The sequence below is a fragment of the Cupriavidus sp. KK10 genome (assembly GCF_018223725.1).
GTDB lineage: Bacteria > Pseudomonadota > Gammaproteobacteria > Burkholderiales > Burkholderiaceae > Cupriavidus > Cupriavidus necator.
Map to the genome: position 1 here is coordinate 1,144,718 of NZ_CP073677.1, position 19,998 is coordinate 1,164,715.

The 19,998-nt window shown below is 69.2% G+C and carries 19 protein-coding genes; 9 read left to right on the forward strand and 10 right to left on the reverse strand.

Annotated elements, in window-relative coordinates; translation table 11 throughout:
* The first annotated feature begins 17 nt into the window (after positions 1–17).
* A complete protein-coding gene (gene glnE, locus KB879_RS05605) occupies positions 18–3,011 on the forward strand; it encodes a bifunctional [glutamate--ammonia ligase]-adenylyl-L-tyrosine phosphorylase/[glutamate--ammonia-ligase] adenylyltransferase (protein WP_211980874.1) in 2,994 nt (997 codons plus the stop codon).
* Positions 3,001–3,639: a rhombosortase gene (gene rrtA / locus KB879_RS05610; RefSeq protein WP_211980875.1), complete on the forward strand. Its 639-nt coding sequence runs from the start codon at positions 3,001–3,003 to the stop codon at positions 3,637–3,639. The genes glnE and rrtA overlap by 11 nt, the downstream gene beginning before the upstream one ends.
* Before the next feature lie 18 nt (positions 3,640–3,657).
* Here rrtA and mprA read toward each other — a convergent pair whose 3' ends face one another.
* The 4 genes from mprA to KB879_RS05630 form a co-directional block, all read right to left on the reverse strand.
* Entirely contained in the window at positions 3,658–5,289 is a 1,632-nt protein-coding gene (gene mprA, locus KB879_RS05615) for an MprA protease, GlyGly-CTERM protein-sorting domain-containing form (RefSeq protein WP_211980876.1), read from the reverse strand.
* A gap of 108 nt (positions 5,290–5,397) precedes the next feature.
* Positions 5,398–5,847, reverse strand: a complete 450-nt coding sequence (locus KB879_RS05620) for a hypothetical protein (protein ID WP_013956088.1) — start codon at positions 5,845–5,847, stop codon at positions 5,398–5,400.
* Between the two features lie 49 nt (positions 5,848–5,896).
* A complete protein-coding gene (gene recN, locus KB879_RS05625; protein WP_013956089.1) occupies positions 5,897–7,651 on the reverse strand; it encodes a DNA repair protein RecN in 1,755 nt (584 codons plus the stop codon).
* Positions 7,652–7,717: 66 nt separating this feature from the next.
* Complete coding sequence (locus KB879_RS05630; protein ID WP_013956090.1) at positions 7,718–8,635, reverse strand: NAD kinase; 918 nt, start codon at positions 8,633–8,635, stop codon at positions 7,718–7,720.
* Positions 8,636–8,737: 102 nt separating this feature from the next.
* Here KB879_RS05630 and hrcA point away from each other — a divergent pair, with 102 nt between their 5' ends.
* The 3 genes from hrcA (at position 8,738) to KB879_RS05645 (ending at position 11,386) form a co-directional block, all read left to right on the forward strand.
* A complete protein-coding gene (gene hrcA / locus KB879_RS05635) occupies positions 8,738–9,772 on the forward strand; it encodes a heat-inducible transcriptional repressor HrcA (protein WP_013956091.1) in 1,035 nt (344 codons plus the stop codon).
* Positions 9,773–9,878: 106 nt separating this feature from the next.
* The gene (gene hemH, locus KB879_RS05640; RefSeq protein ID WP_013956092.1) at positions 9,879–10,994 is read left to right on the forward strand and encodes a ferrochelatase; all 1,116 of its coding nucleotides are present in this window, start codon (positions 9,879–9,881) and stop codon (positions 10,992–10,994) included.
* A complete protein-coding gene (locus KB879_RS05645) occupies positions 10,991–11,386 on the forward strand; it encodes an RNA-binding S4 domain-containing protein (RefSeq protein ID WP_013956093.1) in 396 nt (131 codons plus the stop codon). The genes hemH and KB879_RS05645 overlap by 4 nt, the downstream gene beginning before the upstream one ends.
* A 67-nt stretch (positions 11,387–11,453) precedes the next feature.
* Here the strand turns inward: KB879_RS05645 and KB879_RS05650 are convergent, their stop codons facing one another.
* Positions 11,454–11,627 (reverse strand): hypothetical protein, encoded by a 174-nt coding sequence (locus KB879_RS05650; RefSeq protein WP_013956094.1) that lies wholly within the window; start codon positions 11,625–11,627, stop codon positions 11,454–11,456.
* A 275-nt stretch (positions 11,628–11,902) separates the two neighbouring features.
* Here KB879_RS05650 and grpE point away from each other — a divergent pair, with 275 nt between their 5' ends.
* A complete protein-coding gene (gene grpE / locus KB879_RS05655; protein WP_013956095.1) occupies positions 11,903–12,463 on the forward strand; it encodes a nucleotide exchange factor GrpE in 561 nt (186 codons plus the stop codon).
* A gap of 88 nt (positions 12,464–12,551) precedes the next feature.
* Positions 12,552–12,983: a thioredoxin family protein gene (locus KB879_RS05660; RefSeq protein WP_211980877.1), complete on the forward strand. Its 432-nt coding sequence runs from the start codon at positions 12,552–12,554 to the stop codon at positions 12,981–12,983.
* 22 nt (positions 12,984–13,005) lie between these two features.
* On the opposite strand, the gene KB879_RS05665 is transcribed toward KB879_RS05660, so the two are convergent.
* The gene (locus KB879_RS05665) at positions 13,006–14,322 is read right to left on the reverse strand and encodes a phospholipase A (RefSeq protein ID WP_211980878.1); all 1,317 of its coding nucleotides are present in this window, start codon (positions 14,320–14,322) and stop codon (positions 13,006–13,008) included.
* Positions 14,323–14,453: 131 nt separating this feature from the next.
* Positions 14,454–14,885 carry a DUF1841 family protein gene (locus KB879_RS05670; protein WP_013956098.1) on the reverse strand — a complete coding sequence of 144 codons (432 nt, stop codon included), beginning with the start codon at positions 14,883–14,885 and terminating at the stop codon, positions 14,454–14,456.
* A 102-nt stretch (positions 14,886–14,987) separates the two neighbouring features.
* Here KB879_RS05670 and KB879_RS05675 point away from each other — a divergent pair, with 102 nt between their 5' ends.
* Complete coding sequence (locus KB879_RS05675) at positions 14,988–15,926, forward strand: DMT family transporter (protein WP_153955625.1); 939 nt, start codon at positions 14,988–14,990, stop codon at positions 15,924–15,926.
* 88 nt (positions 15,927–16,014) lie between these two features.
* Positions 16,015–16,602, forward strand: a complete 588-nt coding sequence (locus KB879_RS05680; protein WP_013956100.1) for a malonic semialdehyde reductase — start codon at positions 16,015–16,017, stop codon at positions 16,600–16,602.
* 80 nt (positions 16,603–16,682) lie between these two features.
* On the opposite strand, the gene KB879_RS05685 is transcribed toward KB879_RS05680, so the two are convergent.
* From KB879_RS05685 to KB879_RS05695, 3 genes are read right to left on the reverse strand one after another with little or no spacing between them, the layout of a single operon-like run.
* Positions 16,683–17,408: a Coq4 family protein gene (locus KB879_RS05685; RefSeq protein ID WP_153955626.1), complete on the reverse strand. Its 726-nt coding sequence runs from the start codon at positions 17,406–17,408 to the stop codon at positions 16,683–16,685.
* Positions 17,409–17,425: 17 nt separating this feature from the next.
* The gene (locus KB879_RS05690) at positions 17,426–18,409 is read right to left on the reverse strand and encodes an alpha/beta fold hydrolase (RefSeq protein ID WP_153955627.1); all 984 of its coding nucleotides are present in this window, start codon (positions 18,407–18,409) and stop codon (positions 17,426–17,428) included.
* On the reverse strand, positions 18,406–19,971 hold the full coding sequence (locus KB879_RS05695) for an NAD(P)/FAD-dependent oxidoreductase (protein WP_211980879.1): 1,566 nt from the start codon (positions 19,969–19,971) through the stop codon (positions 18,406–18,408). The genes KB879_RS05690 and KB879_RS05695 overlap by 4 nt, the downstream gene beginning before the upstream one ends.
* Positions 19,972–19,998: the final 27 nt, after the last annotated feature.

Sequence of the window (19,998 nt, forward strand, 5' to 3'; positions counted from 1 at the left end):
GCATTTCAAATACTGGAATGACTGCCTCTGAACCGACGAGTTCCGCCGCTGGCGACGCTGCTGACCAACATGGCGCGCGCGCCACACCGGATCCGGCCAATCCAGCGAATGCGCAGCCAGGGCCGGGCCCCGGCACCATGGCTGCCGGCGCCTTTGCCATCACCGCGGCGCAGGCGCTGCAGCCGGCTGACGGGGTTGGCCAAGCGGGCGGCCACGTATTGTACTCGGCTGCGTATTCGCACTACGCGCGCCGCGTGCTGCAGGCCCGGCCGGATTTGCCGGCCGTCCTGGCCGCCGCGGCCGCCCAGCCGCTGACGCGCGCCTGGATGCAGGCGCGGCTGCAGGCGCTGCACGAGCCCTCGGCCGATGCCGAGGAATCCGCCAAACGCACCCTGCGCCGTCTGCGCGCCGAAGTGATGTGCGCGGTGATCGAGCGCGATTTGCGCGGCCTGGCCACGCTGGGCGAGGTCACCGGCGCCATGACCGACCTGGCCGAGCTGGCGATCCAGCATGGCCTGGCGATGCTGGGCGACGACCTGGCCGCCACCTTCGGGCGCCCGGTCGGCGCCCAAAGCGGCGAGGTGCAGGAGCTGGTGGTGGTGGGCATGGGCAAGCTGGGCGGGCGCGAGCTCAATGTCTCGTCCGACATCGACCTGATCTTTCTCTATGACGAGGACGGCGAGACCCAGGGCGGCTCGCGCAGCCTGTCCAACCACGAGTACTTCATTCGTCTCGGCCGCCGCCTGATCAACCTGCTGGCCGAGGTGACCGCCGATGGCTATGTGTTCCGCGTCGACATGCGGCTGCGCCCCAACGGCGATGCCGGCCCGCTCGCGTGCAGCCTGGGCATGCTGGAGGAATACCTGGTGGTGCAGGGGCGCGAGTGGGAGCGCTATGCCTGGATCAAGGGCCGCGTGGTGTCGGCGCTCGACACGCCGCACGCGCAGCGCACCGCCAGCCTGCTGGCGCGGCTGACCACGCCCTTCGTGTTCCGTCGCTACCTGGACTATGGCGTGATCGCCGCCATCCGCTCGCTGCATGCGCAGATCCGCAGCGAGGCCGCCAAGCGCAGCGGCGGGCTGGCGGGGCACGGCGTCAACCAGCGTTCGTTCAATATCAAGCTGGGCCGCGGCGGCATCCGCGAGATCGAATTCATGGCGCAGGTGTTCCAGCTGATCCGCGGCGGCCAGGACCCGGTGCTGCGCGTGCGCCCGACGCTGGAAGTGCTGGCGGTGGCGGTCGATCGCGGGCTGTTGCCCGCCGGCCAGGCCGAGCAGCTCGGCGATGCCTACCGTTTCCTGCGCCAGCTCGAACACCGGCTGCAGTACCGCGACGACGCCCAGACCCACCACCTTCCGACTTCGCCCGACGGACAACTGGCGGTGGCGCGGATGATGGGTTGCGCCGACTGGCAGGAACTGCTGGCGCGCCTCGCGGCGCTGCAGGAGCCGGTGGCGCAGCAGTTCGAAGCCACCTTCTCGGATCCCGATGCCGCCCCGTGCGAAGCGCTGTGGCCGGGCATCGTGTTCGACGACAACGCCGCGCAAGCGCAGGACAACCTGGAACAGAAGCAGGACGACGCGGCCTGCGACGATGACGCCGCGCCCTGTCAGCGCCTGCAGGCCGCCGGCTTCACCGACTGCAACGGGCTGCTGGACCGGCTGCGCGCGATCGCCTCGTCGCTGCGCTACCGCGCGCTGTCCGAGTCCAGCCGCGCGCGCTTCGATCAGCTGGTGAACCGCGCGCTGGACCTGGCCGCGCGCCAGGACGACGCCGACAGCACCATCGCGCGCTTTATCGACTTCCTCGAGGCGATCAGCCGCCGCGCCTCCTACCTGTCGTTGCTGTCCGAGTATCCGCAGGCGATGGACCGCGTCGCGCAGACGCTGCATGCCTCGCGCTGGGCCGCGGCCTACCTGACGCGGCACCCGCAGCTGCTGGACGAACTGCTCGACAGCGATGCGCTGGCCGGCGCGCCCGACTGGGCCGCCTTCCGCAAGCGCCTGCATGAACGGCTGCTGGCCGCCGAAGGCCAGATCGAGCAGCAGATGGACATCCTGCGGCGCGAGCATCATGTCGAGACCTTCCGAGTGCTGCTGCAGGACCTGCAGGGCATGCTGACGGTGGAGCAGGTGGCCGACCGCCTGTCCGACCTGGCCGATGCCATGCTCGAGGCCACGCTGGCAACGGTCTGGCGCCAGCTGGCCACGCGCCACCGCGACACGCCGCGCTTCGCGGTGATCGCCTACGGCCGGCTGGGCGGCAAGGAACTGGGCTATGCCTCGGACCTGGACATCATCTTCCTGTACGACGACGACCATGAGCGCGCGCCCGACGTCTACGCCGCCTATGCGCGCCGGCTGATTACCTGGCTGACCAGCCATACCGCCGCCGGTGCGCTGTTCGACGTCGACACGCGGCTGCGCCCCAACGGCGCGGCCGGCCTGCTGGTGACCAGTTTCGAGGCGTTCCGCCGCTACCAGCTGCGCGAAGGCGACAACACCGCCTGGGTGTGGGAACACCAGGCGCTGACGCGCGCGCGCTTCTGCGCCGGCGACGCCGCCATCGGTGACCGCTTCGAGGCGCTGCGCGGCGAGGTGCTGTGCCAGGAACGCGATGCCGCCGCGCTGCGCGACGAGATCGTGCAGATGCGCCGCAAGGTCGCCGAAGGCCATCCCAACCCGACCGACCTGTTCGACCTGAAGCACGATCGCGGCGGCATGGTCGATATCGAATTCACGGTGCAGTACCTGGTGCTGCTGCACAGCCGGGCGCACCCGCAGCTCACGCGCAATGCGGGCAATATCGCGCTGCTGCGCGAAGCGGGCGAGCTGGGCCTGATCGACGCGACGCTGGCACTGGCGGTGGGCGATGCCTACCGGCTGTTCCGCGCGCGCCAGCACCAGCTGCGGCTCGAGGGGCAGGCGCATGCGCGCGTCGCGCCCGCGTCGGTGGCGCAGCAGACCGGACAGGTGCGCGCGCTGTGGCAGGCCGTGTTCGGTGAGGCCTGACGCGGCAGTTCCGCCGGCACCGGCCGGGGCATCGTGGCCGGGGTTGCTGGCGGCGATCGCGCTGGTGTGGGCGCTGTCGGCCTGGTTCACCTTCATGCCATGGTGGCATGCGCATGGCCTCTACCTGCGCGATGCCGTGCGGCTGGACGGCCAGTGGTGGCGCCTGGCCACCGCCATGTGGGTGCACCTGGATGGACACCACTGGCTGGCCGACGCGCTGGCGGCCACCGGCGTGCTGGCCATCGCCGCGCGCGCGGCGCGTGCGCACACCCTGTTGCTGGTGCTGGTTGCCTGCGGCATCGGCGTGCAGGTGGTGCTGCTGCGCGCGCCGGCGATTGCATGGTATGGCGGGCTCTCCGGCGCCTTGCACGGGCTGGCCCTGTGGGGCGCGCTCGCGCTGTTGCGGGCATCGGGCCTGGCGCGCGTCACCGGCGTGCTGCTATGCCTGGGCGTGCTGGCCAAGGTCTGGGTGGAACAGTCGTGGCTGGCGCCGGTGGTGTTCGAACCGGCCTGGGGATTTGGCGTGGTGCGCCTCGCGCACGCGGCCGGCGCCGTGGCCGGCCTGCTGTGCTGGGTCTTGCAGGAGTGGTGGCTGGCGCGTCGCCCGGCCCGCGGCGACGACGCCTGAGCCGGCCGGGCGCCGGGGTTACAGGCGACGCCGCAGCGCGAAGGCCAGCAGGCCGGACAGCGCCAGCAGTATCGCGGTCCAGGGCGCAATGGCGCCGCCGCCACCGCCACCACCATTGCCCGGTGCCGGCGCAGCCTGCGCCGGTGGTGTGCCCGCCGCGGCCGCCAGTGCGCCGTCGGCATCGAGCAGGCCGGCGCCGCAGACGCCCGGATTGGTGGTGCAATAGGTGCCGGACGGATGCGGGCGTGCCGAAGCCTTCAGCGCTGCGGTGACCTGGGCCGGAGTCAGCGAACCATTGACCGCGAACATCATGGCCACCACGCCCGAAACCATCGGCGCGGCGAAGCTGGTGCCCGCGGATGACGTCACGACATAGTTGCCAAGGCCAGTCTTGCCATCGTTGTTCAAGGTGCGAATGACCGAGGGCGTGGTCGTGCACTGCCCATTGACTACCTGCGAGTTGCCGCATCCGCCGCCCGGCGCGCTGATCGCGACCTGCGGGCCGACGTTGGCATAGCTGGCATTCTCGCCGTCGTTGGCATGCGCCGTGACCGCGATCACGCCGCTGCAGTCGCCCGGCGCTTCCACCGCGCCGCGCTCATTGCCGGCGGCGGCCACCACCACCACGCCGCGCGCGTTCAGGTCGTTGACGGCCTGTTGCTCAATGCTGCTGCAGGTGCCGCCGCCGAGGCTGATATTGACCACGCGCGCCGGCGTCGCATTGGCCGGCACGTTGGGTACCGACAAGCCGCCGGCCCAGCGCATGGCGTCGACGGTATCGGACAGCAGCGCGCCGCAGCGGCCCGAGACGCGCACGGGCAGGATGCGCGCGTTCCAGTCGACGCCCGCGATGTCCTGCGCATTGTTGGTCTGCGCGCCCAGCACGCTCGCCACGCGCGTGCCGTGCCAGCTGTTGTTGGTCGCCGTCTGCGTGGGCGTTGAACTGCCCGGGCAGGTGAAGTTGGCCGGGACATTGTCGCCGGCGTCGGTGGCATCGGCGTCGCGGCCGTCGCCGTCATTGGAAATGGTGCTGCTGCTGATGAAGTCGTAGCCCGGCAACACGCGCGCCGCCAGGTCGGGGTGCGGCAGGATGCCGGTGTCCACCACCGCGATCACCACGCCGCTGCTGCCGCGGCTGCGGTCCCACGCGCGCGGCAGGTTGACGCCGCCCACCGCCGTGCCGGTACCCATCAGGTAAGGCTGGCGCGAGATGAACTCGGGATCGTTGGGCACGGTGTCGTGCAGCTTCAGCCAGCGGTCGGGCACGGCATCGGCGATGCGTGGGTCCTGGCGCAGCCGGGCCGCCGCGGCTTCCGGGTCGGCAGCGAGTGCGTCGGGCACCTGCAGCAGGTGCAGGTTGCCGCCCATGGCGCGGCGCGCCGTGACGGCAATGCCGGTGCGCTCGCTCAGCTGCTTGAGCGCATCCGCCGCGGCTGCAGGCGTCTTGCTGCTGCCATCGCTGGCGGTGCCCTTGGCGCCGTCACGCCAGCGCACGATGATCTGGCCAGTGTAGGCGGGTGCGGCATGGGCGCCGGCAGCCAGTGCCGCGCTGGCCGGCATCACGCCGCACACAGCGGCGGCGAAGACAATGGCCCGCCAACGGCGGGTCACGGGGCTGCTACGGAAGTCGGACTGCGCGGGTTGCGGCATGTATTCCTCCTGGGGCGTAGCGCGCGAGGGGCTTGTTATGTAGCGAATACGATCCAGCGTGGTTGCGCAAGGGCAACCGAAGGCTTAAGTCCTGTCGTGCATCCGGGCTCAGCTCTGCGGCATGTCGCGGCTGGTGGGAATGTTGCGGTTGGGCTTGAGCACGCGGTCGGGCTCGGCGGTCTCGATGCGGGGCGTGGCGCGCAGGGTCTCGACCGCCTGGTCGAGGGTGGCATCCGCCGACGGCGAGATCGCGGTGACCAGCCAGACGCCGCCGGACATCGGGCGCTTGACCACGTAGCGGATCGGGCCCTTGATCTCGGCCAGCAGCTTGCCGGCGTCCTCCGACAGGTTCACCGCGGGCGGCTTGAAGCGCACCATGATGTCGCCCAGGGAACGGTCGTCGCTGATGCTGCCCGGCGGCGGGGCCGAGGACTTAGGCTGGGCCTGGCAGGCGGACAGCGCCAGCAGTGCGGCCGATGCGGCGGTGGCGATGGCCAGCACGGCGCGCAGCGATGCGCGCGGGCGTTGCCGGAGGCCGGCTTGCGCTTGGCGGGTCATGGTGAAGCTCCTGTCAGTATATGGATTGGCGCACGTGCGGGGGCGGCTTTCAGCCGGCGGCGCGGCGGCTGCGCCGGCCATCCTTGCCGCCCGTGCCGCGTGCGGGCTGGCTGCCCTGGCCGCCGGCCATGCCTTGCGCCAGCATTTCTTCCGCATGTTGCAGCGTGGTGGCGGTGACAGTGGCGCCGCCCAGCATGCGGGCGGTCTCGACCACGCGCCCGGCGGGGTCCAGCACCCGGATGCGCGAGCGTGTGACCGAGCCGTCGCCTGCATCGGTGGTTTCCTTGCTGACCAGCAGGTGGGTGCCGGCCTGCGCCGCCACTTGCGGCAGGTGCGTCACGCACAGCACCTGGCGCGCGCGGCCGAGCTCCTGCAGGCGCCGGCCGACCACTTCGGCCACCGCACCGCCGATGCCGGTATCGACCTCGTCGAAGATCAGCGTGGGCGTGGGCGAGGCCTCGCTGGTGATCACCGAGATCGCCAGGCTGATACGCGCCAGTTCGCCGCCCGAGGCCACCCGGGCCAGTGGCCGCGGGCTCACGCCGGCATGGCCGGCGACCAGGAATTCGACCTGCTCCAGTCCATGGCTCTGGCCTTCGTCGAGCGCATTGAGTGCGGCGACAAAGCTGCCGCCGGCCATCGACAGGCCCTGCATGGCGTCGGTGACCGCGGCGGACAGCGCCTGCGCGGCCTGCTTGCGGGCGTGGCTGAGATGCTGTGCCAGGGTCAGGTAGGCGGCCTTGGCCGCGGCCTCGCGCGCCATCACCTTGTTCAGGTCCTGCGCGGCCTGCAGGTCGTCCAGCTGCTGGCGGCGGGCCACCAGCTCGTCGGGCAGTTGCTCGGGCGGCAGGCGGTACTTGCGCGCGGTGGCGTGCAGCGCCTGCATGCGTTCGTCCACGGCCTGCAGCCGCTCGGGATCGAGTTCGAGCCGGTCGACATAGCGCATGAGCGAGTGCGCGGCTTCCTCGGCCTGCATCTGCGCAGGCTCGAGCGCGGCCAGCACGTCGCGCAGCGCGGGATCGACATCGGCAAGCTGCTGCAGCTTGTGCACGATGGTATTCAGCGCCGACAGCACCGAGCCGTCGGCCTCGGACAGTGCGTCGAGCGCGGCGCGGCTGCCGTCGATCAGGCCGGCGGCATGCGACAGCCGGTTGTACTCGGACTGGATCTCTTCCCATTCGCCCGGCTGCGGGTTGAGCTTGTCCAGTTCGCCGACCTGCCATTCCAGCCGTTCTCGTTCGAGCTGCATCTCGCGCGACTGGTGTTCTACCGCCTCGCGCTGGCGCACGCAGGCACGCCAGGCGCGCCAGGCCTCGGCCACGGCGCCGGCCTGCTGGGTGAGGCCGGCGTGGGCGTCGAACAGCAGCCGCTGCGCGTCGGGGCGCAGCAGCAGCTGGTGCGCGTGCTGGCCGTGGATGTCGACCAGCTGGTCGCCGACTTCGCGCAGCTGCGCCAGGGTGGCGGCGGCGCCGTTAATAAAGGCCTTGCTGCGGCCGCCGGCATCGACCGTGCGGCGCAGCAGCACGGTATGCACGCCGTCTTCCGCTTCGCTGTTGAGCTCGCGCTCGGCCAGCCAGGCATCCAGTGCCGGGTGGGTCGAGAAGGTGGCGCTGACGCTGGCGCGCGGGGCGCCTTCGCGCACCACGCCGGCATCGGCGCGTTCGCCCAGCACCAGCGCCAGGGCATCGATCAGGATGGATTTGCCGGCGCCGGTCTCGCCGGTGAAGACGGTGAAGCCAGTGGTGAAGTCCAGGTCGAGCGTATCGACGATGACGAAATCGCGGATGGACAGGCTGCGCAGCATCGTGGCGTGGAAGGTAGTCGGTCCGATGGGTTCGGGCTCAGGCTTGAGGGGCGGCTTGATACTGGCTCAGAGGCGATTGTCTTCGGAAGGATACTCGTGCCAGTGCAGCTTCTTGCGCAGCGTGGCGTAGTAGTTGTAGCCGACCGGGTGCAGCAGGTTGATGGATTTTTCGGAGCGCCGCACCACGATGCGGTCGCCCGGCAGCAGCGAGGTCAGCGACTGCATGTCGAAGTTGACGCTGGCGTCGCGCGCGCTGGCCACCTCGATGGTGACCTCGGCGTCGTGCGGCAGCACGATCGGGCGGTTGGACAGCGCGTGCGGGGCGATCGGCACCAGCACCACGCCCGACAGCGTCGGATGCAGGATCGGGCCGCCGGCGGACAGCGCGTAGGCGGTGGACCCGGTGGTGGTCGACACGATCAGCCCGTCCGAGCGCTGGTTGTACATGAAATGGCCGTCCACCGACACCGCCAGCTCGACCATGCCGGAGATGCCCGAGCGGTTCACCACCACGTCGTTCAGGGCCAGCGCGGAGAAGATGTCCATGTCGTCGCGCACCACGCGCGATTCCAGCAGCAGGCGGGTCTCGGCCTCGTACCGGCCGTCGAGCATGTCGGGCAGCACGGTGTGCGCGTCTTCCAGCGCGATGTCGGTCATGAAGCCCAGCCGCCCGTGGTTGACGCCGATCAGCGGCACGTCGTAGCCGGCCAGCTGGCGGGCGATGCCCAGCAGCGTGCCGTCGCCGCCCAGCACCACGGCCACGTCGGCCTGCCGGCCGATCTCCTCGGCGGACAGGGCAGGGTAGCCGGTTAGCCCGGTGGCCAGCGCGGTTTCGCGCTCGAACACCACGTCCTGCCCGTTGCGCAGGATATAAGAGGCGATCTCCTCCAGCGGCCCTTCGATGCCGGCAGTGGAGTACCGGCCCACCAGGGCGACGGTCTTGAACGAAGTGCGCACGGCGCTGGCTTTCGGGGGGGCGGACATGCGTGGATTAGACCATACCGCCATGACGGTTGTCAGCAGGCGCGGGCGGGCGGCCCGGGCCGCCCGCCAGAAGGTCCAAAACTTGCGTAAAATCGGGGCATCATGGATGAACGCTCCAAAACGCTGCTCAAGACCCTGATCGAGCGCTATATTGCCGAAGGGCAGCCGGTCGGTTCCCGCACCCTGTCGAAGTACTCGGGGCTGGACCTGTCGCCTGCGACGATTCGCAATGTGATGTCCGATCTGGAGGAAATGGGCTTTATTGCCAGCCCGCACACCTCGGCCGGCCGTATCCCGACCCCGCGCGGCTACCGGCTGTTCGTCGATTCGATGCTGACGGCCAAGCCGCTGGAGCGCAACGCCGACCTGGCCGAGCTGACCGGCCAGATCCAGGACCAGCTCGGCGGCCAGCAACTGGGGCCGCAGCGCATGATCACGGCGGCGGCGCGCACGCTGTCCAACCTGTCGCACTTCGCCGGCGTGGTGATGACGCCGCGCCGCGCGCAGGCGTTCCGGCAGATCGAATTCATGCGGCTGTCGGACAAGCGCATCCTGCTGATCATCGTCAGCCCCGAGGGCGACGTGCAGAACCGCATCATCCAGACCGAGCTGTCATACACGCCGGCCCAGCTGATCGAGGCGGCCAACTTCTTCAACTCGCACTATGCCGGCATGAGCTTCGACACGGTGCGCGGCCACCTGCGGGTGGAACTGCAGGACCTGCGCCGCGACATGTCGCAGCTGATGCAGGCCGCGGTCGAGGCCGGCAGCGTCGCCGAGGACGAGGACGACGACCACGTCTTTATCAGCGGCGAGCGCAAGCTGCTGGAAGTGGAAGACCTGGCCTCCAGCATGGACAAGCTGCGGCGCCTGTTCGACGTGTTTGAGCACAAGACCAGCCTGTTGCAGCTGCTGGACGTGTCCAGCCATGCGCAGGGCGTGCAGATCTTTATCGGCGGCGAAAGCCGGCTGGTGCCGATCGAAGACATGGCGGTCATCACCGCCCCGTACGAGGTTGACGGCCAGATCGTCGGCACGCTTGGCGTGATCGGCCCCACGCGCATGGCGTATGAGCGCGTGATCCCCATCGTCGACATCACCGCGCGCTTGCTGTCCAGCGCCCTGAGCCAGAACTAGTGCAAAGACTGGCTGGTCTGACAAGCAGTTCCATTCCTACCGAGCGCGGCAATCGCCGGTGCGCCGCACCGGCGCCATCCCGGCACCGTGCCAACCCGGAAGCGACATGACGTTTTCTCCCGAACCGGCCTACCAGCACGGCCACGCGCCGCGCACGGCGATCCTGCTGGTCAACCTGGGCACCCCGGACGCACCCACGCCCAAGGAGGTGGGGCGCTACCTGAAGGAATTCCTGTCCGACCCGCGCGTGGTCGAGATCCCGCGCGTGGCCTGGCTGCCGCTGTTGCATGGGGTGATCCTGCCGCTGCGATCGCGCGCCTCGGCGCTGAAGTATGAATCGATCTGGCTGCGCGAGGCCCATATGACGGGCTCGCCGCTGCTGGTCTACAGCGAGCGCCAGGCCCATGCGCTGCAGCGGCTGCTGAACCAGCATGGCCATGAAGTGACGGTCGCGTGCGCAATGCGCTACGGCAACCCGTCGATCGCCTCGGTGCTGGAGGCGCTGCGCCGGCAGGGCTGCGAGCAGGTGCTGGTGCTGCCGATGTATCCGCAGTACTCGGGCACCACCACGGCCACGGCCTTCGACGAGGTGTTCCGGGTGCTGGGCCAGTGGCGCAACCAGCCCGAGCTGCGGCTGGTCAAGCATTTCCATGACCACCCGGCCTATATCTCGGCGCTGCACCAGCAGGTCGGCGCCTATTGGGCGCGGCACGGCATGCCGGACTTTGCCCGCGGCGACAAGCTGATCCTGTCGTTCCACGGCGTGCCGCGGCGCACGCTGGAGCTGGGCGACCCCTATCACTGCGAATGCCTGAAGACCGGCCGGCTGCTGGGCGAGGCGCTGGGCCTGCAGCCGGGCCAGTATCAGGTGACGTTCCAGTCCCGTTTTGGCAAGGCGGAATGGCTGCAGCCGTACACCGCGCCGACGCTGGCCGAGCTGGGCAAGGTCGGCGCGGGCCGGGTCGACGTCTTCTGCCCGGGCTTTCCGGCCGACTGCATCGAGACCCTGGAGGAAATCGCCATGGAAGGGCAGACCGAGTTCAAGGTCGCGGGCGGCAAGGATTTCCACTTCATCCCGTGCCTGAATGATGCCGATCCGTGGGTCGCGGCCATGGCCGAGATCGCGCTGCAGCACCTGCAGGGCTGGCCGCTGGCCACGCCGCATCCGCACGAACTGGAAGCACGGCGCACGCGCGCCCAGACCCGGGGAGCGGCGGCATGAATGTCGACTTTGCGCCGGATGCGCGCCAGCGCATTGACAAATGGCTGTGGTGCGCGCGCTTCTTCAAGACGCGCTCGCTGGCGGCCGAAGCGGTGGAGCGCGGCAAGGTGACCGTGAACGGCCAGCCATGCAAGAACTCGCGCGAGGTGAAGCCCGGCGACATGGTGGTGCTGGAAGCGCACCAGCAGCGCTGGGAACTGGTGGTGATGGGCATCGCCCCGGCGCGCGGGCCGGCGCCGGTGGCGCAGACGCTGTACGAGGAAAGTGCCGAAAGCCAGTCCCGCCGGCTGGCCGATGCCGAACGCCGGCGCCTGCAGCCGGAGCCGTCCGCGCAGATCCAGGGGCGCCCGACCAAGCGGGACCGGCGCCGCATCGACCACCTAAAGAGCTGAAATGACAACGCGGCGGCACCGGGAAGCTCCGGTGCCGCCGCGCAGTGGGCACAGGGTCAGGTGGCGCTTATTCCTGCGTGACTTCCTGACTGACGATAGGGACGATGTAGTGCTTGAACACCGCCTTGCCGCTGCCATACTCCGTATCGCGCGAGGTGAATGCGCCGGAAAGGCAGATAAAGACGGTCATGACCGCCAAGGCGGCCACAAGGCAGAGCGTCACGACTGGCAGCTTATGCATGGCCAACCTTTCGGAAGAGGCACAAAGTTGAACCATCTCCAGGACCCCCGACATTTTTGTCATTTTTCTTACTGAGAATCTTAGTGAGTGCGATGCAGCAAAGCAATAAGGCGTCGATTGCATATGGGTGGCCTTTGTAACCGTGTGTTTCCGCGTCACGCCAGCGCCACTCTTGAAAACCTGCGCCTTGCCACCACCTGCACGGAACACGCGCCGATTTACCACCCGCGGCCAGGCCCACGGCGGGCCGCGACAATGCATTGATACGGATCGACATGGAAGAACAGAAGCAGACGCCAACCACCCAGACGCCTACGCCCGCGGGCGAAGAGGCGGCCAACGCCAGCCAGGAAACCGGTGCGCCGGAAACCGCTGCCGTGGATGACGTGGCGGCCCAGCTGGCCGCCCTGGAAGCCAAGGCGCGCGAGCATTACGACCTGTATATGCGCGCCGTTGCCGAAGGCGAGAACATCCGCCGCCGGGCGCAGGACGATGTCGCCAAGGCGCACAAGTTCGCCATCGAGAACTTCGCCGACAACCTGCTGCCGGTGATGGACAGCCTGCAGGCCGCGCTGGCCGACGGCTCGGGCGATATCGCCAAGCTGCGCGAAGGCGTCGAACTGACCGCGCGCCAGCTGGCGGCCGCCTTTGAGCGCGGCAAGATCGTTGAACTCAACCCGGTGGGCGAGAAATTCGACCCGCACCGCCACCAGGCCATCTCGATGGTGCCGGCGGACCAGGAACCCAATACCGTGGTGACCGTGCTCCAGCGCGGCTACACCATTGCCGAGCGCGTGCTGCGGCCGGCGCTGGTGACGGTGGCGGCACCGAAGTAAGCCGGCCCGGGACGGCGGCGTGCCATCCTGGATTGCGACCTGACGCCCGGTGCCGGCTGGCCCGGGCGTTTGTCATTCTGGAGCGAGCATGACCACTGAACCAGGCGCCGGCTCGGCGCAGTCGTCCCCGGCCCCCCACCTCGACCACCGCGCCTTCGAGGCGTTCGGCATGCGCGAGGTCGATGACGGCATCATCGACGCCGCCATAGCCGGGGCCGGCGACGCGCTGGTGTGCGTGTTCTTCTGGGGGGTGGACTGCTTCAACTGCGAGATGGCCAAGAAGGCCATGCTGGCCAACCCCGAACCGGTCCGCGCGCTGGCGCTGCACTGGCTGCATGCCAACGTCTACGCGCATCCCGGGCTGGGCCGGCGCTTTGGCCTGCATGGCATCCCGGTGTTCATGTTCTTTCAGAACGGCAAGAAACTGGGCTGCGCCACTGGCTGGCATGGCCACGGCCAGTTTGCCGCCGCGGTGGCCAATGCGCGGCTCAAGGCCAGCGGCAAGCCGCTGGCCGGCTGAGCGGTCTGGCCGTTCAGCGGGTTCAGCGGGACAGCGCGTAGCCGATGCGGAACTGCCACGGCAGCTTGTGGTTGTAGTCCAGCAGGCTCTCGCCATAGCCGACGAAGTAGCCCGCCATCAGGTAGCCCGCGGTGCCGGGGATCAGCCGCGCCATCGGGTAGGTCAGCTGGGCGTCGACGCTGCCGTACCACTTGCGCGTGCCCTTGCGCAGCGTGGCGGAGAACTCCCATGAGTCCGGGCGCCCGTAGGCAATGCCCAGGTCCATGAAGCCGCGGTAGTGGGCGATGTCGGGGTTGTCGCCCTTTTCCACATAGGCATAGAGCTTGGGCGCGACGCGCCAGTGCCAGTCGTTCTGGTCGCCGAAGTAGAAGGTCGGCTTGACGAAGACCGTATTGATGCTGCGCGATTCGTCGCCGCTGCGGCCATTGGATTCATGCTCCAGGCCGGCCGCCAGCGACAGCCGGCTGATGACGTTGTTGCGCACGCCGGTATCCGACAGGTAATAGAACAGGCTGGGCCGGTAGTTGGTGTCGCGGAACGGCTTGGACTGCTCGGACAGGTCCCACAGCGAAAACTGCGTGTAGCCCACGTACAGGTTGTCGAACAGGCGCTTCGACGCCGGGTCCTCGCCCTGAAACAGGCGGTACTTGAAACTCAGCTGGAACTTGGCGTTGGCGCCGTCATGCGCGCCGACCATGAAATACATCGGGTCATGGAACGACAGCCGGGCGCTGTCGCGCAGGTCGGCCGGCGCGGGTGCGGCGGCGCCCGCCGTGGTGACCGGGGAGACCGGCACGGCTGCGGTAGCGGTCGCCGGCTCTGTGGCGTCGGTGGCCGGCTCGGTGCCGTTCGCTGCCGGTGCCTTGCCGGCGACCGGTGGAGCGGCGGTGGCGGGTTCGCCGGGCTGCGGCAGGCGGTTCAGCGTCACCAGTACCGGAGCGGCGTCGATGCCGGTGGCATCCAGCCGCACCTGGCCGCGCAGGGCCGGGGGCAGCGCCACCGTGTAGCGGATCGCGCGGTGCTCACCGCGGCGCAGGTTGACCACGGCCGGGCCCGAGACTTCGCGCCACAGCACCAGCCGCACCGGCGCCTGCAGGTCGCCCGAGGCGGTCACTTCGAGCGTGTCGGGAATCCGGTAGCGGCGCGTGGCGTCGTCGGCGCTGACCACCAGCGTCAGCGTCAGCGGCTGGTTGCCGTCGATCACGCGCGGCGGCTGCAGCAGCGCCACCCCGGCGTGGCCGGCCAGCGGCCAGGCCAGCATCAGCGACAGGCAGAGCGGGGCAACGGCGCGGCCGGCGGGCGCGAGCCGGCGCCGGCGGGGGAGGGCAATACGGGGCATGGTTTGCGGGCACCGCGCCGCCATATGACGGCAACGCGGCTAGGGAAATGCGGACCCCAAAGCCTACCACGCACCCATCGGAGGGTTGTGACGAATTGTACGCAGCACTTGATGCGTCTCGCGTACCGGACTTAGCGGTTGGCGCGGCGCTTCACGCAATCGACGTAGTGGTCGCCGTCGGGCGGCTGGCCGGTGCGTTGTGCCTGCCACAGCATTTCGCCCAGGCATTCCATCACCTGGTGCTGGGCTTCGTGCGGGGAATCCAGCCGGCGCGCCAGCGCCTCATAGGCCTGGCGAATGCCGCGCGGCTGGTCGACCGAGACCTGCTCGGAGATCGACAGGTGCATCGACAGGTGCAGGAAGGGGTTGGTCTGGCCTTGCTCGGGAGTGTAGTCCTGCGACAGCGCACCTTCACTGTCGCGCAGCAGGCCGTGGTACTCGGGGTGCTCGCCGATCCAGTCGATTGCGATGGCTTCCAGCGGGGTCAGCACGCCGCCTGTGAGCTGCTTCTGCCAGGCATCGCAGAAGAACCGGCGGACTTCTTCTCGGGAGGGATTAAACATGGTGGCGACATTGTAAACGAGGGCCGCGGCCCGCGCTGGCGGCGCCGCTTGTTGCAAGCGGCGCCAAGTAGAATGCGGGATCGCCGACTTTCCGCCCGCTCGATGACCGCTTCCGCCCAAACCGCCCCGGACCACGCCCGCGACAAGCTGGCCGGCGTGCTGCTGATCGCGCTGTCGGCCAGCGCCTTTGGCGCCATGGCGATCTTCGCGCGCTTTGCCTACGCGGCCGGCGCGGATGTCTACGGGCTGCTGCTGGTGCGCTTCATGCTGGCCGCCGCGGCATTGGCCTGGGTGATGCGCACGCGCGGCATCGCCTTGCCGCCGTGGCGCCGCGTGCTGGCGCTGGCGGCGATGGGCGGCATCGGCTATGTCGGCCAGTCGTTCTGCTTCTTCAGCGCGCTCAACCATGCGCAGGCCAGCCTGGTGGCGCTGTTGCTGTACCTGTATCCGCTGTTCGTGACGATCCTGGCGGCGGTCTTCCTGAAGGAGCGGCTGACCACTGCCGCGGTGATCGCGCTGGTGTTGTGTTCGGTGGGCGCCGGCCTGACCGTCGGCGGCGGCGAGGGCTCACCGCTGGGGATCGCGCTGGGGCTGGCGGCGGCGGTGATCTATTCGGTCTATATCATCGTCGGCGCGCGCGTGACTGCCGGCGTCAACCCGATCGCCACCACCACGGTGATCTGCACCGCGGCGGCGCTGGTCTACGGCGCCGTCGGCCTGCTGCGGATGGGGGCGGGCGCGCCGCCGCAGTTCCCGGCCACTGCCGGCGGCTGGCTGGCGCTGGCAGCCATCGCGCTGTTGTCGACGGTGCTGGCGATCCTGACCTTCTTCGCCGGCCTGCAGCGGCTGGGCGCGGCGCAGGCGTCGATGCTGTCGACGCTGGAGCCGGTGGTCACGGTGCTGCTGGCGGCGCTGCTGCTGGGCGAGCATATCGGCGCGGCGCAGGCCGTGGGCGGCGGGCTGATCCTGGCCGGCGTGCTGTGGCTGACCCGCCGGGGCAGTGCGCCGGCGCCGGCCCGCGCCGATATGCAAGGGAATTGAACGGGTTGCTCAAAGGCGCTGTCGTGGGGCGCACAAGGCGTTGGGTACAATCGCGCCTTCTCTTAAATCTCGTACAGGAAAGAAGCGCATGTCCCAGATCGACAACGCCGCGCTGGCGCAGCTGTTCACCGAAGCCCGCACGCACAACGTGTGGCAGGACCGCCACGTGGACGACGCCGTGCTGCACCAGATCTATGAAGCGATGAAGTTCGGCCCGACCGCTGCCAACAGCAGCCCGGCGCGCATCGTGTTTGTCAAGAGCGCTGCCGAGAAGGCGCGCCTGGTGGACTGCGTGTCGGCCGGCAACGTCGACAAGACCCGTTCGGCGCCGGTGACGGCCATCATCGCCTTCGACACCGCCTTCCACGACCAGCTGCCCAAGCTGTTTCCGCATGCCGACGCCCGTTCCTGGTACGCCGGCAACGCCGAGAAGATCGCCCGCGACGCGCTGATGAACAGCTCGCTGCAAGGCGGCTACTTCATCCTGGCGGCGCGCGCGCTGGGCCTGGACTGCGGCCCGATGGGCGGCTTCGATGCCGACAAGGTCAACGCGGCCTTCTTCCCTGACGGCAAGTGGCAGGTCAACTTCCTGTGCAACCTGGGCTACGGTGAGGCCGACAAGCTGTTCCCGCGCGGCCCGCGCCTGTCGTTCGACGAAGCCTGCCGCATCGTCTGAACGCGCTGCGCACCAACGGTGCCAGACAAAAAAGCGACCCGCCGTGGTCGCTTTTTTTTGTCTGGCGCGCGGCGGCGGCTTCAGGCCGTCCACTCCTGCACGGGATTGCAGGCCAGGTAGCGCTGGGGTTCGGCAATGCCAAGCCGCGCGCGGGCCGCGTCGATGGGTTCATGCAGCAGCCTCTCGTAGTCCTCGCCCAACAGCCATTGGGCGCGGCGGCCCAGCCGGTAGCCCTCCAGCACGGCCCGCGCAAAGGCCAGGCTGCCGCTCACGCGCAGGCTCTTCAGCGACGCCGCGATGGCGATGAAGGCCCAGCCCTTGCCGCCGGTCTGGGCATAGCTGAATGCCACCAGTGCGGCTTCGCCAAGGCTCTCATCGGCCCGGTAGCCGGTAAGCACATGCCAGATGTCGTGGATGTCGCGGGTACGCCGGCCGAACCACATGTAGGCGTCCTCGACCACGGGCTCCTGGTCCAGGTTCGAGACCTTGGCCAGCCCGTCAGCGCTGTAGCCGGTCTGTTCCAGGAAGGCGCGATAGGCCGCGCCCACCGTGCCCGGTGCGAACCTGGCCACGTAGGCGGGATCGGACAGGCGCTCCGCCAGCTCGACGCGCTGGTAGACCATGCGCCGCCCGTCCGGTGTGCTCAGCAGGCGGCTGAAGTTGCGGGGCATGGACGGCCCGTTGAGTGCGCGCATGATGCGGAACACCTGCTCCGTGTCGTTGCCATTCGCCATCAGCTTGCGAACGGCCTGGAACGCGGTGAAGACATCCTGCTTGTAGGGGTTGGAACCGGTGGTGGTGGCCATGGGCGGGGCTCCGTGGATCAGGCGACTTGCGCCTGGGCCGGCGCGGGTACATGCAGCCGGGCGGCGGTGTCGCGGACGAAATCGACGCTGGTATCGACGGCGGTCACCGGCAGCATATGCCCGCCGCTGACCAATGTCAGCGTGGCGCCGGGGACCTTGGCGACAAGCGCTTCGCCATGCTCGGCAAAGTCCAGGATGCGGTCTTCGCGGCCGTAGAGGACACTGACCGGCACGCGCAGCGTGCCATAGCGGTGCAGCAGCGCCGGCAGGCTATGCGCGGCACCGATCAGGTCTTCGGACGCGGCCAGGAAGTGGCAGGGCCGCAGCGCCAGCAGGCCGCCTCCGCGCGTCGGGAAGTCGTCCGGCACCGGGTCCGGGCCGAATACGATGTCCATCACGGCTTCGCGGCGCCGTATCGACATCGGCACCACCAGCGTCCATGCCATCAGCCGGCGCAGCCACGCGCTGTGCACGGCCATGGCCTGGAACACCGGCGAGATCGCCTTGGGCGGGTGCGTGAGCGGCGCGATCAGTGCCAGCCCGCCCACGCGTTCGGGGTGGTGGATGGCCAGCGCCAGCGCAATGGCACCGCCCAGCGAATGGCCCACCACCAGCGGACGCTCCAGGCCAAGCTTGTCGCACAGCGCGGCGAGCGCCGCGGCCTGTGCCGGCAGGTCCGCGGCGCTGCCCGGCGTGCGTGTGGAGTGGCCCGCGCCGGGGCGGTCGACGGCGATCACGCGGAAGTGCTCGGCAAGCGGCCCGATCATGCCGTAGCCAAAATTCTCAAGCTGGCCAGACAAGCCATGCACCAGCAGCACCGCCGGGCCCTGGCCGCGCTCCACCACATGCAGCCGCGCGCCGGGCACGTCGACAAAGCGGCCGGGCGGCGGCATAGCGGCTTCGATGCGCCGGGCGGTGCGCCACGTGTACAGATACAGCGACGCGCCCAGCACCAGGATCAGCCCGATCAGCACCGCGAAGACGGTCAGGACGATGGTCATGATTGCACCTCGCTGGCGGCAACGGCCGGCACCGTGTTTTTGTTCGTGGTGTCCTGGCTGTCCCGGTGCGCCCGGTGTGCCAGGGGAGAGGGAGGCGGGACATCGAACTGCAACACGCCGTCTGCGACGCGCCCGTGCCGAATCGTCAGCAGGTCCTTCAGGTAGTTCTGGTGCACGCGCCATGGCTTGCGATGCCCTTGCCGGGGCAGCACGGTGGCGGCACGCTGCACGTAGCCGGAGGTGAAATCCAGGAACGGGGTCGGCTCAACGTCAGCGGGGGCGCGCGGCACGGCAATGCGGTGGGCGTGGCGATCCATATGACGCAGCAGGCGGCAGACGTACTCGGCTGTGAGGTCGGCCTTGAGCGTCCACGAGGCATTGGTGTACCCGAAGGCCAGCACCAGGTTGGGCACATCGCTCAGCATCATCCCCTTGTAGGCCAGGCATTCGGCGGGGCGGCGCGGCTGGCCGTCTACAGTGAGCGCAATGTCGCCCAGCATGTTCAGCTTCAGGCCGGTGGCCACCACCACGACATCCGCGGCCAGCGTCTTGCCGCTGGCCAGCACGATGCCGTCTTCGGTAAACCGGTCGATGGTGTCGGTCACCACCGATGCGTGCCCGTCGCGGATCGCGCGGAACAGGTCGCCGTCCGGCACCAGGCACAGGCGCTGGTCCCACGGCCTGTAGCGGGGCGTGAAGTGGGTGCCGACGTCATAGCCTGGCGTCAGTTGCGCTGCCGCCATGCCGATCAGGCGCTGCCTGACGCGATCCGGCCGGCGCCGCGCCAGCTGGAAGAACATCATGCCCAGCAGCACGTTCTTCCAGCGCGTGGCGGCGTAGGCCAGCCGCTCCGGCAGGATGCGGCGCAGCTTGTGGGCGATGGCGTCCTCGCCGGGGCGCGTCACGATATAGGTGGGAGAGCGCTGCAGCATCGTCACGTGCGCGGCGCTCTTCGCCATGGCCGGCACCAGCGTGACCGCCGTGGCGCCGCTGCCGATCACCACCACGCGCTTGCCGGCGTAGTCGAGCGATTCGTCCCAGAACTGCGGATGCACCATGCTGCCGCGGAATTGTTCTTCGCCTGCAAATTCGGGCCGGTGGCCCTCGGCATAGCTGTAATAGCCCGCGCACACATAGAGCAAGCGTGCGCGCAGGCGCAGCCGGCTGTGGTCCGCCGTGCGTTTGGCTTCGACCGTCCAGCAGGCTGCGGCGCTGTCCCATGCCGCGCTGACGACCCGATGGCCAAAGCGGATATGTGACGTGATGCCGGCCTCTTCGGCGGTTTCGCGGATATAGGCGCGAATCGACGGCCCGTCGGCGATGGCCTTGGCGCCGCGCCAGGGCTTGAAGCGGTAGCCCAGCGTGTACATGTCCGAATCCGAGCGGATGCCGGGGTAGCGGAACAGGTCCCAGGTACCGCCCATGGCCTCGCGCGCCTCCAGGATGGCGTAGCGCTTGCCGGGGGAGCGCATTTGCAGCTGGCGCGCGGCGCCAATGCCGGACAGGCCGGCGCCTACGATCAGGACATCGAGGACTGCGTCATCGGAACTTGGGGCGGTCATGGCGGATCCGGACGAGTGGCACTTCTG

Bases quoted from the DNA above. Each gene is read 5' to 3' on its own strand.
- glnE (WP_211980874.1), top strand. From the start codon at position 18: ATGACTGCCTCTGAACCGACGAGTTCCGCCGCTGGCGACGCTGCTGAC.
- recN (WP_013956089.1), bottom strand. From the start codon at position 7,651: ATGCTGCGCAGCCTGTCCATCCGCGATTTCGTCATCGTCGATACGCTC.
- KB879_RS05675 (WP_153955625.1), top strand. From the start codon at position 14,988: ATGACCGCTTCCGCCCAAACCGCCCCGGACCACGCCCGCGACAAGCTG.
- KB879_RS05670 (WP_013956098.1), bottom strand. From the start codon at position 14,885: ATGTTTAATCCCTCCCGAGAAGAAGTCCGCCGGTTCTTCTGCGATGCC.
- KB879_RS05680 (WP_013956100.1), top strand. From the start codon at position 16,015: ATGTCCCAGATCGACAACGCCGCGCTGGCGCAGCTGTTCACCGAAGCC.
- KB879_RS05690 (WP_153955627.1), bottom strand. From the start codon at position 18,409: ATGACCATCGTCCTGACCGTCTTCGCGGTGCTGATCGGGCTGATCCTG.
- KB879_RS05650 (WP_013956094.1), bottom strand. From the start codon at position 11,627: ATGCATAAGCTGCCAGTCGTGACGCTCTGCCTTGTGGCCGCCTTGGCG.
- mprA (WP_211980876.1), bottom strand. From the start codon at position 5,289: ATGCCGCAACCCGCGCAGTCCGACTTCCGTAGCAGCCCCGTGACCCGC.
- KB879_RS05620 (WP_013956088.1), bottom strand. From the start codon at position 5,847: ATGACCCGCCAAGCGCAAGCCGGCCTCCGGCAACGCCCGCGCGCATCG.
- hemH (WP_013956092.1), top strand. From the start codon at position 9,879: ATGACGTTTTCTCCCGAACCGGCCTACCAGCACGGCCACGCGCCGCGC.
- KB879_RS05630 (WP_013956090.1), bottom strand. From the start codon at position 8,635: ATGTCCGCCCCCCCGAAAGCCAGCGCCGTGCGCACTTCGTTCAAGACC.
- grpE (WP_013956095.1), top strand. From the start codon at position 11,903: ATGGAAGAACAGAAGCAGACGCCAACCACCCAGACGCCTACGCCCGCG.
- KB879_RS05695 (WP_211980879.1), bottom strand. From the start codon at position 19,971: ATGACCGCCCCAAGTTCCGATGACGCAGTCCTCGATGTCCTGATCGTA.
- KB879_RS05660 (WP_211980877.1), top strand. From the start codon at position 12,552: ATGACCACTGAACCAGGCGCCGGCTCGGCGCAGTCGTCCCCGGCCCCC.
- KB879_RS05685 (WP_153955626.1), bottom strand. From the start codon at position 17,408: ATGGCCACCACCACCGGTTCCAACCCCTACAAGCAGGATGTCTTCACC.
- KB879_RS05665 (WP_211980878.1), bottom strand. From the start codon at position 14,322: ATGCCCCGTATTGCCCTCCCCCGCCGGCGCCGGCTCGCGCCCGCCGGC.
- KB879_RS05645 (WP_013956093.1), top strand. From the start codon at position 10,991: ATGAATGTCGACTTTGCGCCGGATGCGCGCCAGCGCATTGACAAATGG.
- hrcA (WP_013956091.1), top strand. From the start codon at position 8,738: ATGGATGAACGCTCCAAAACGCTGCTCAAGACCCTGATCGAGCGCTAT.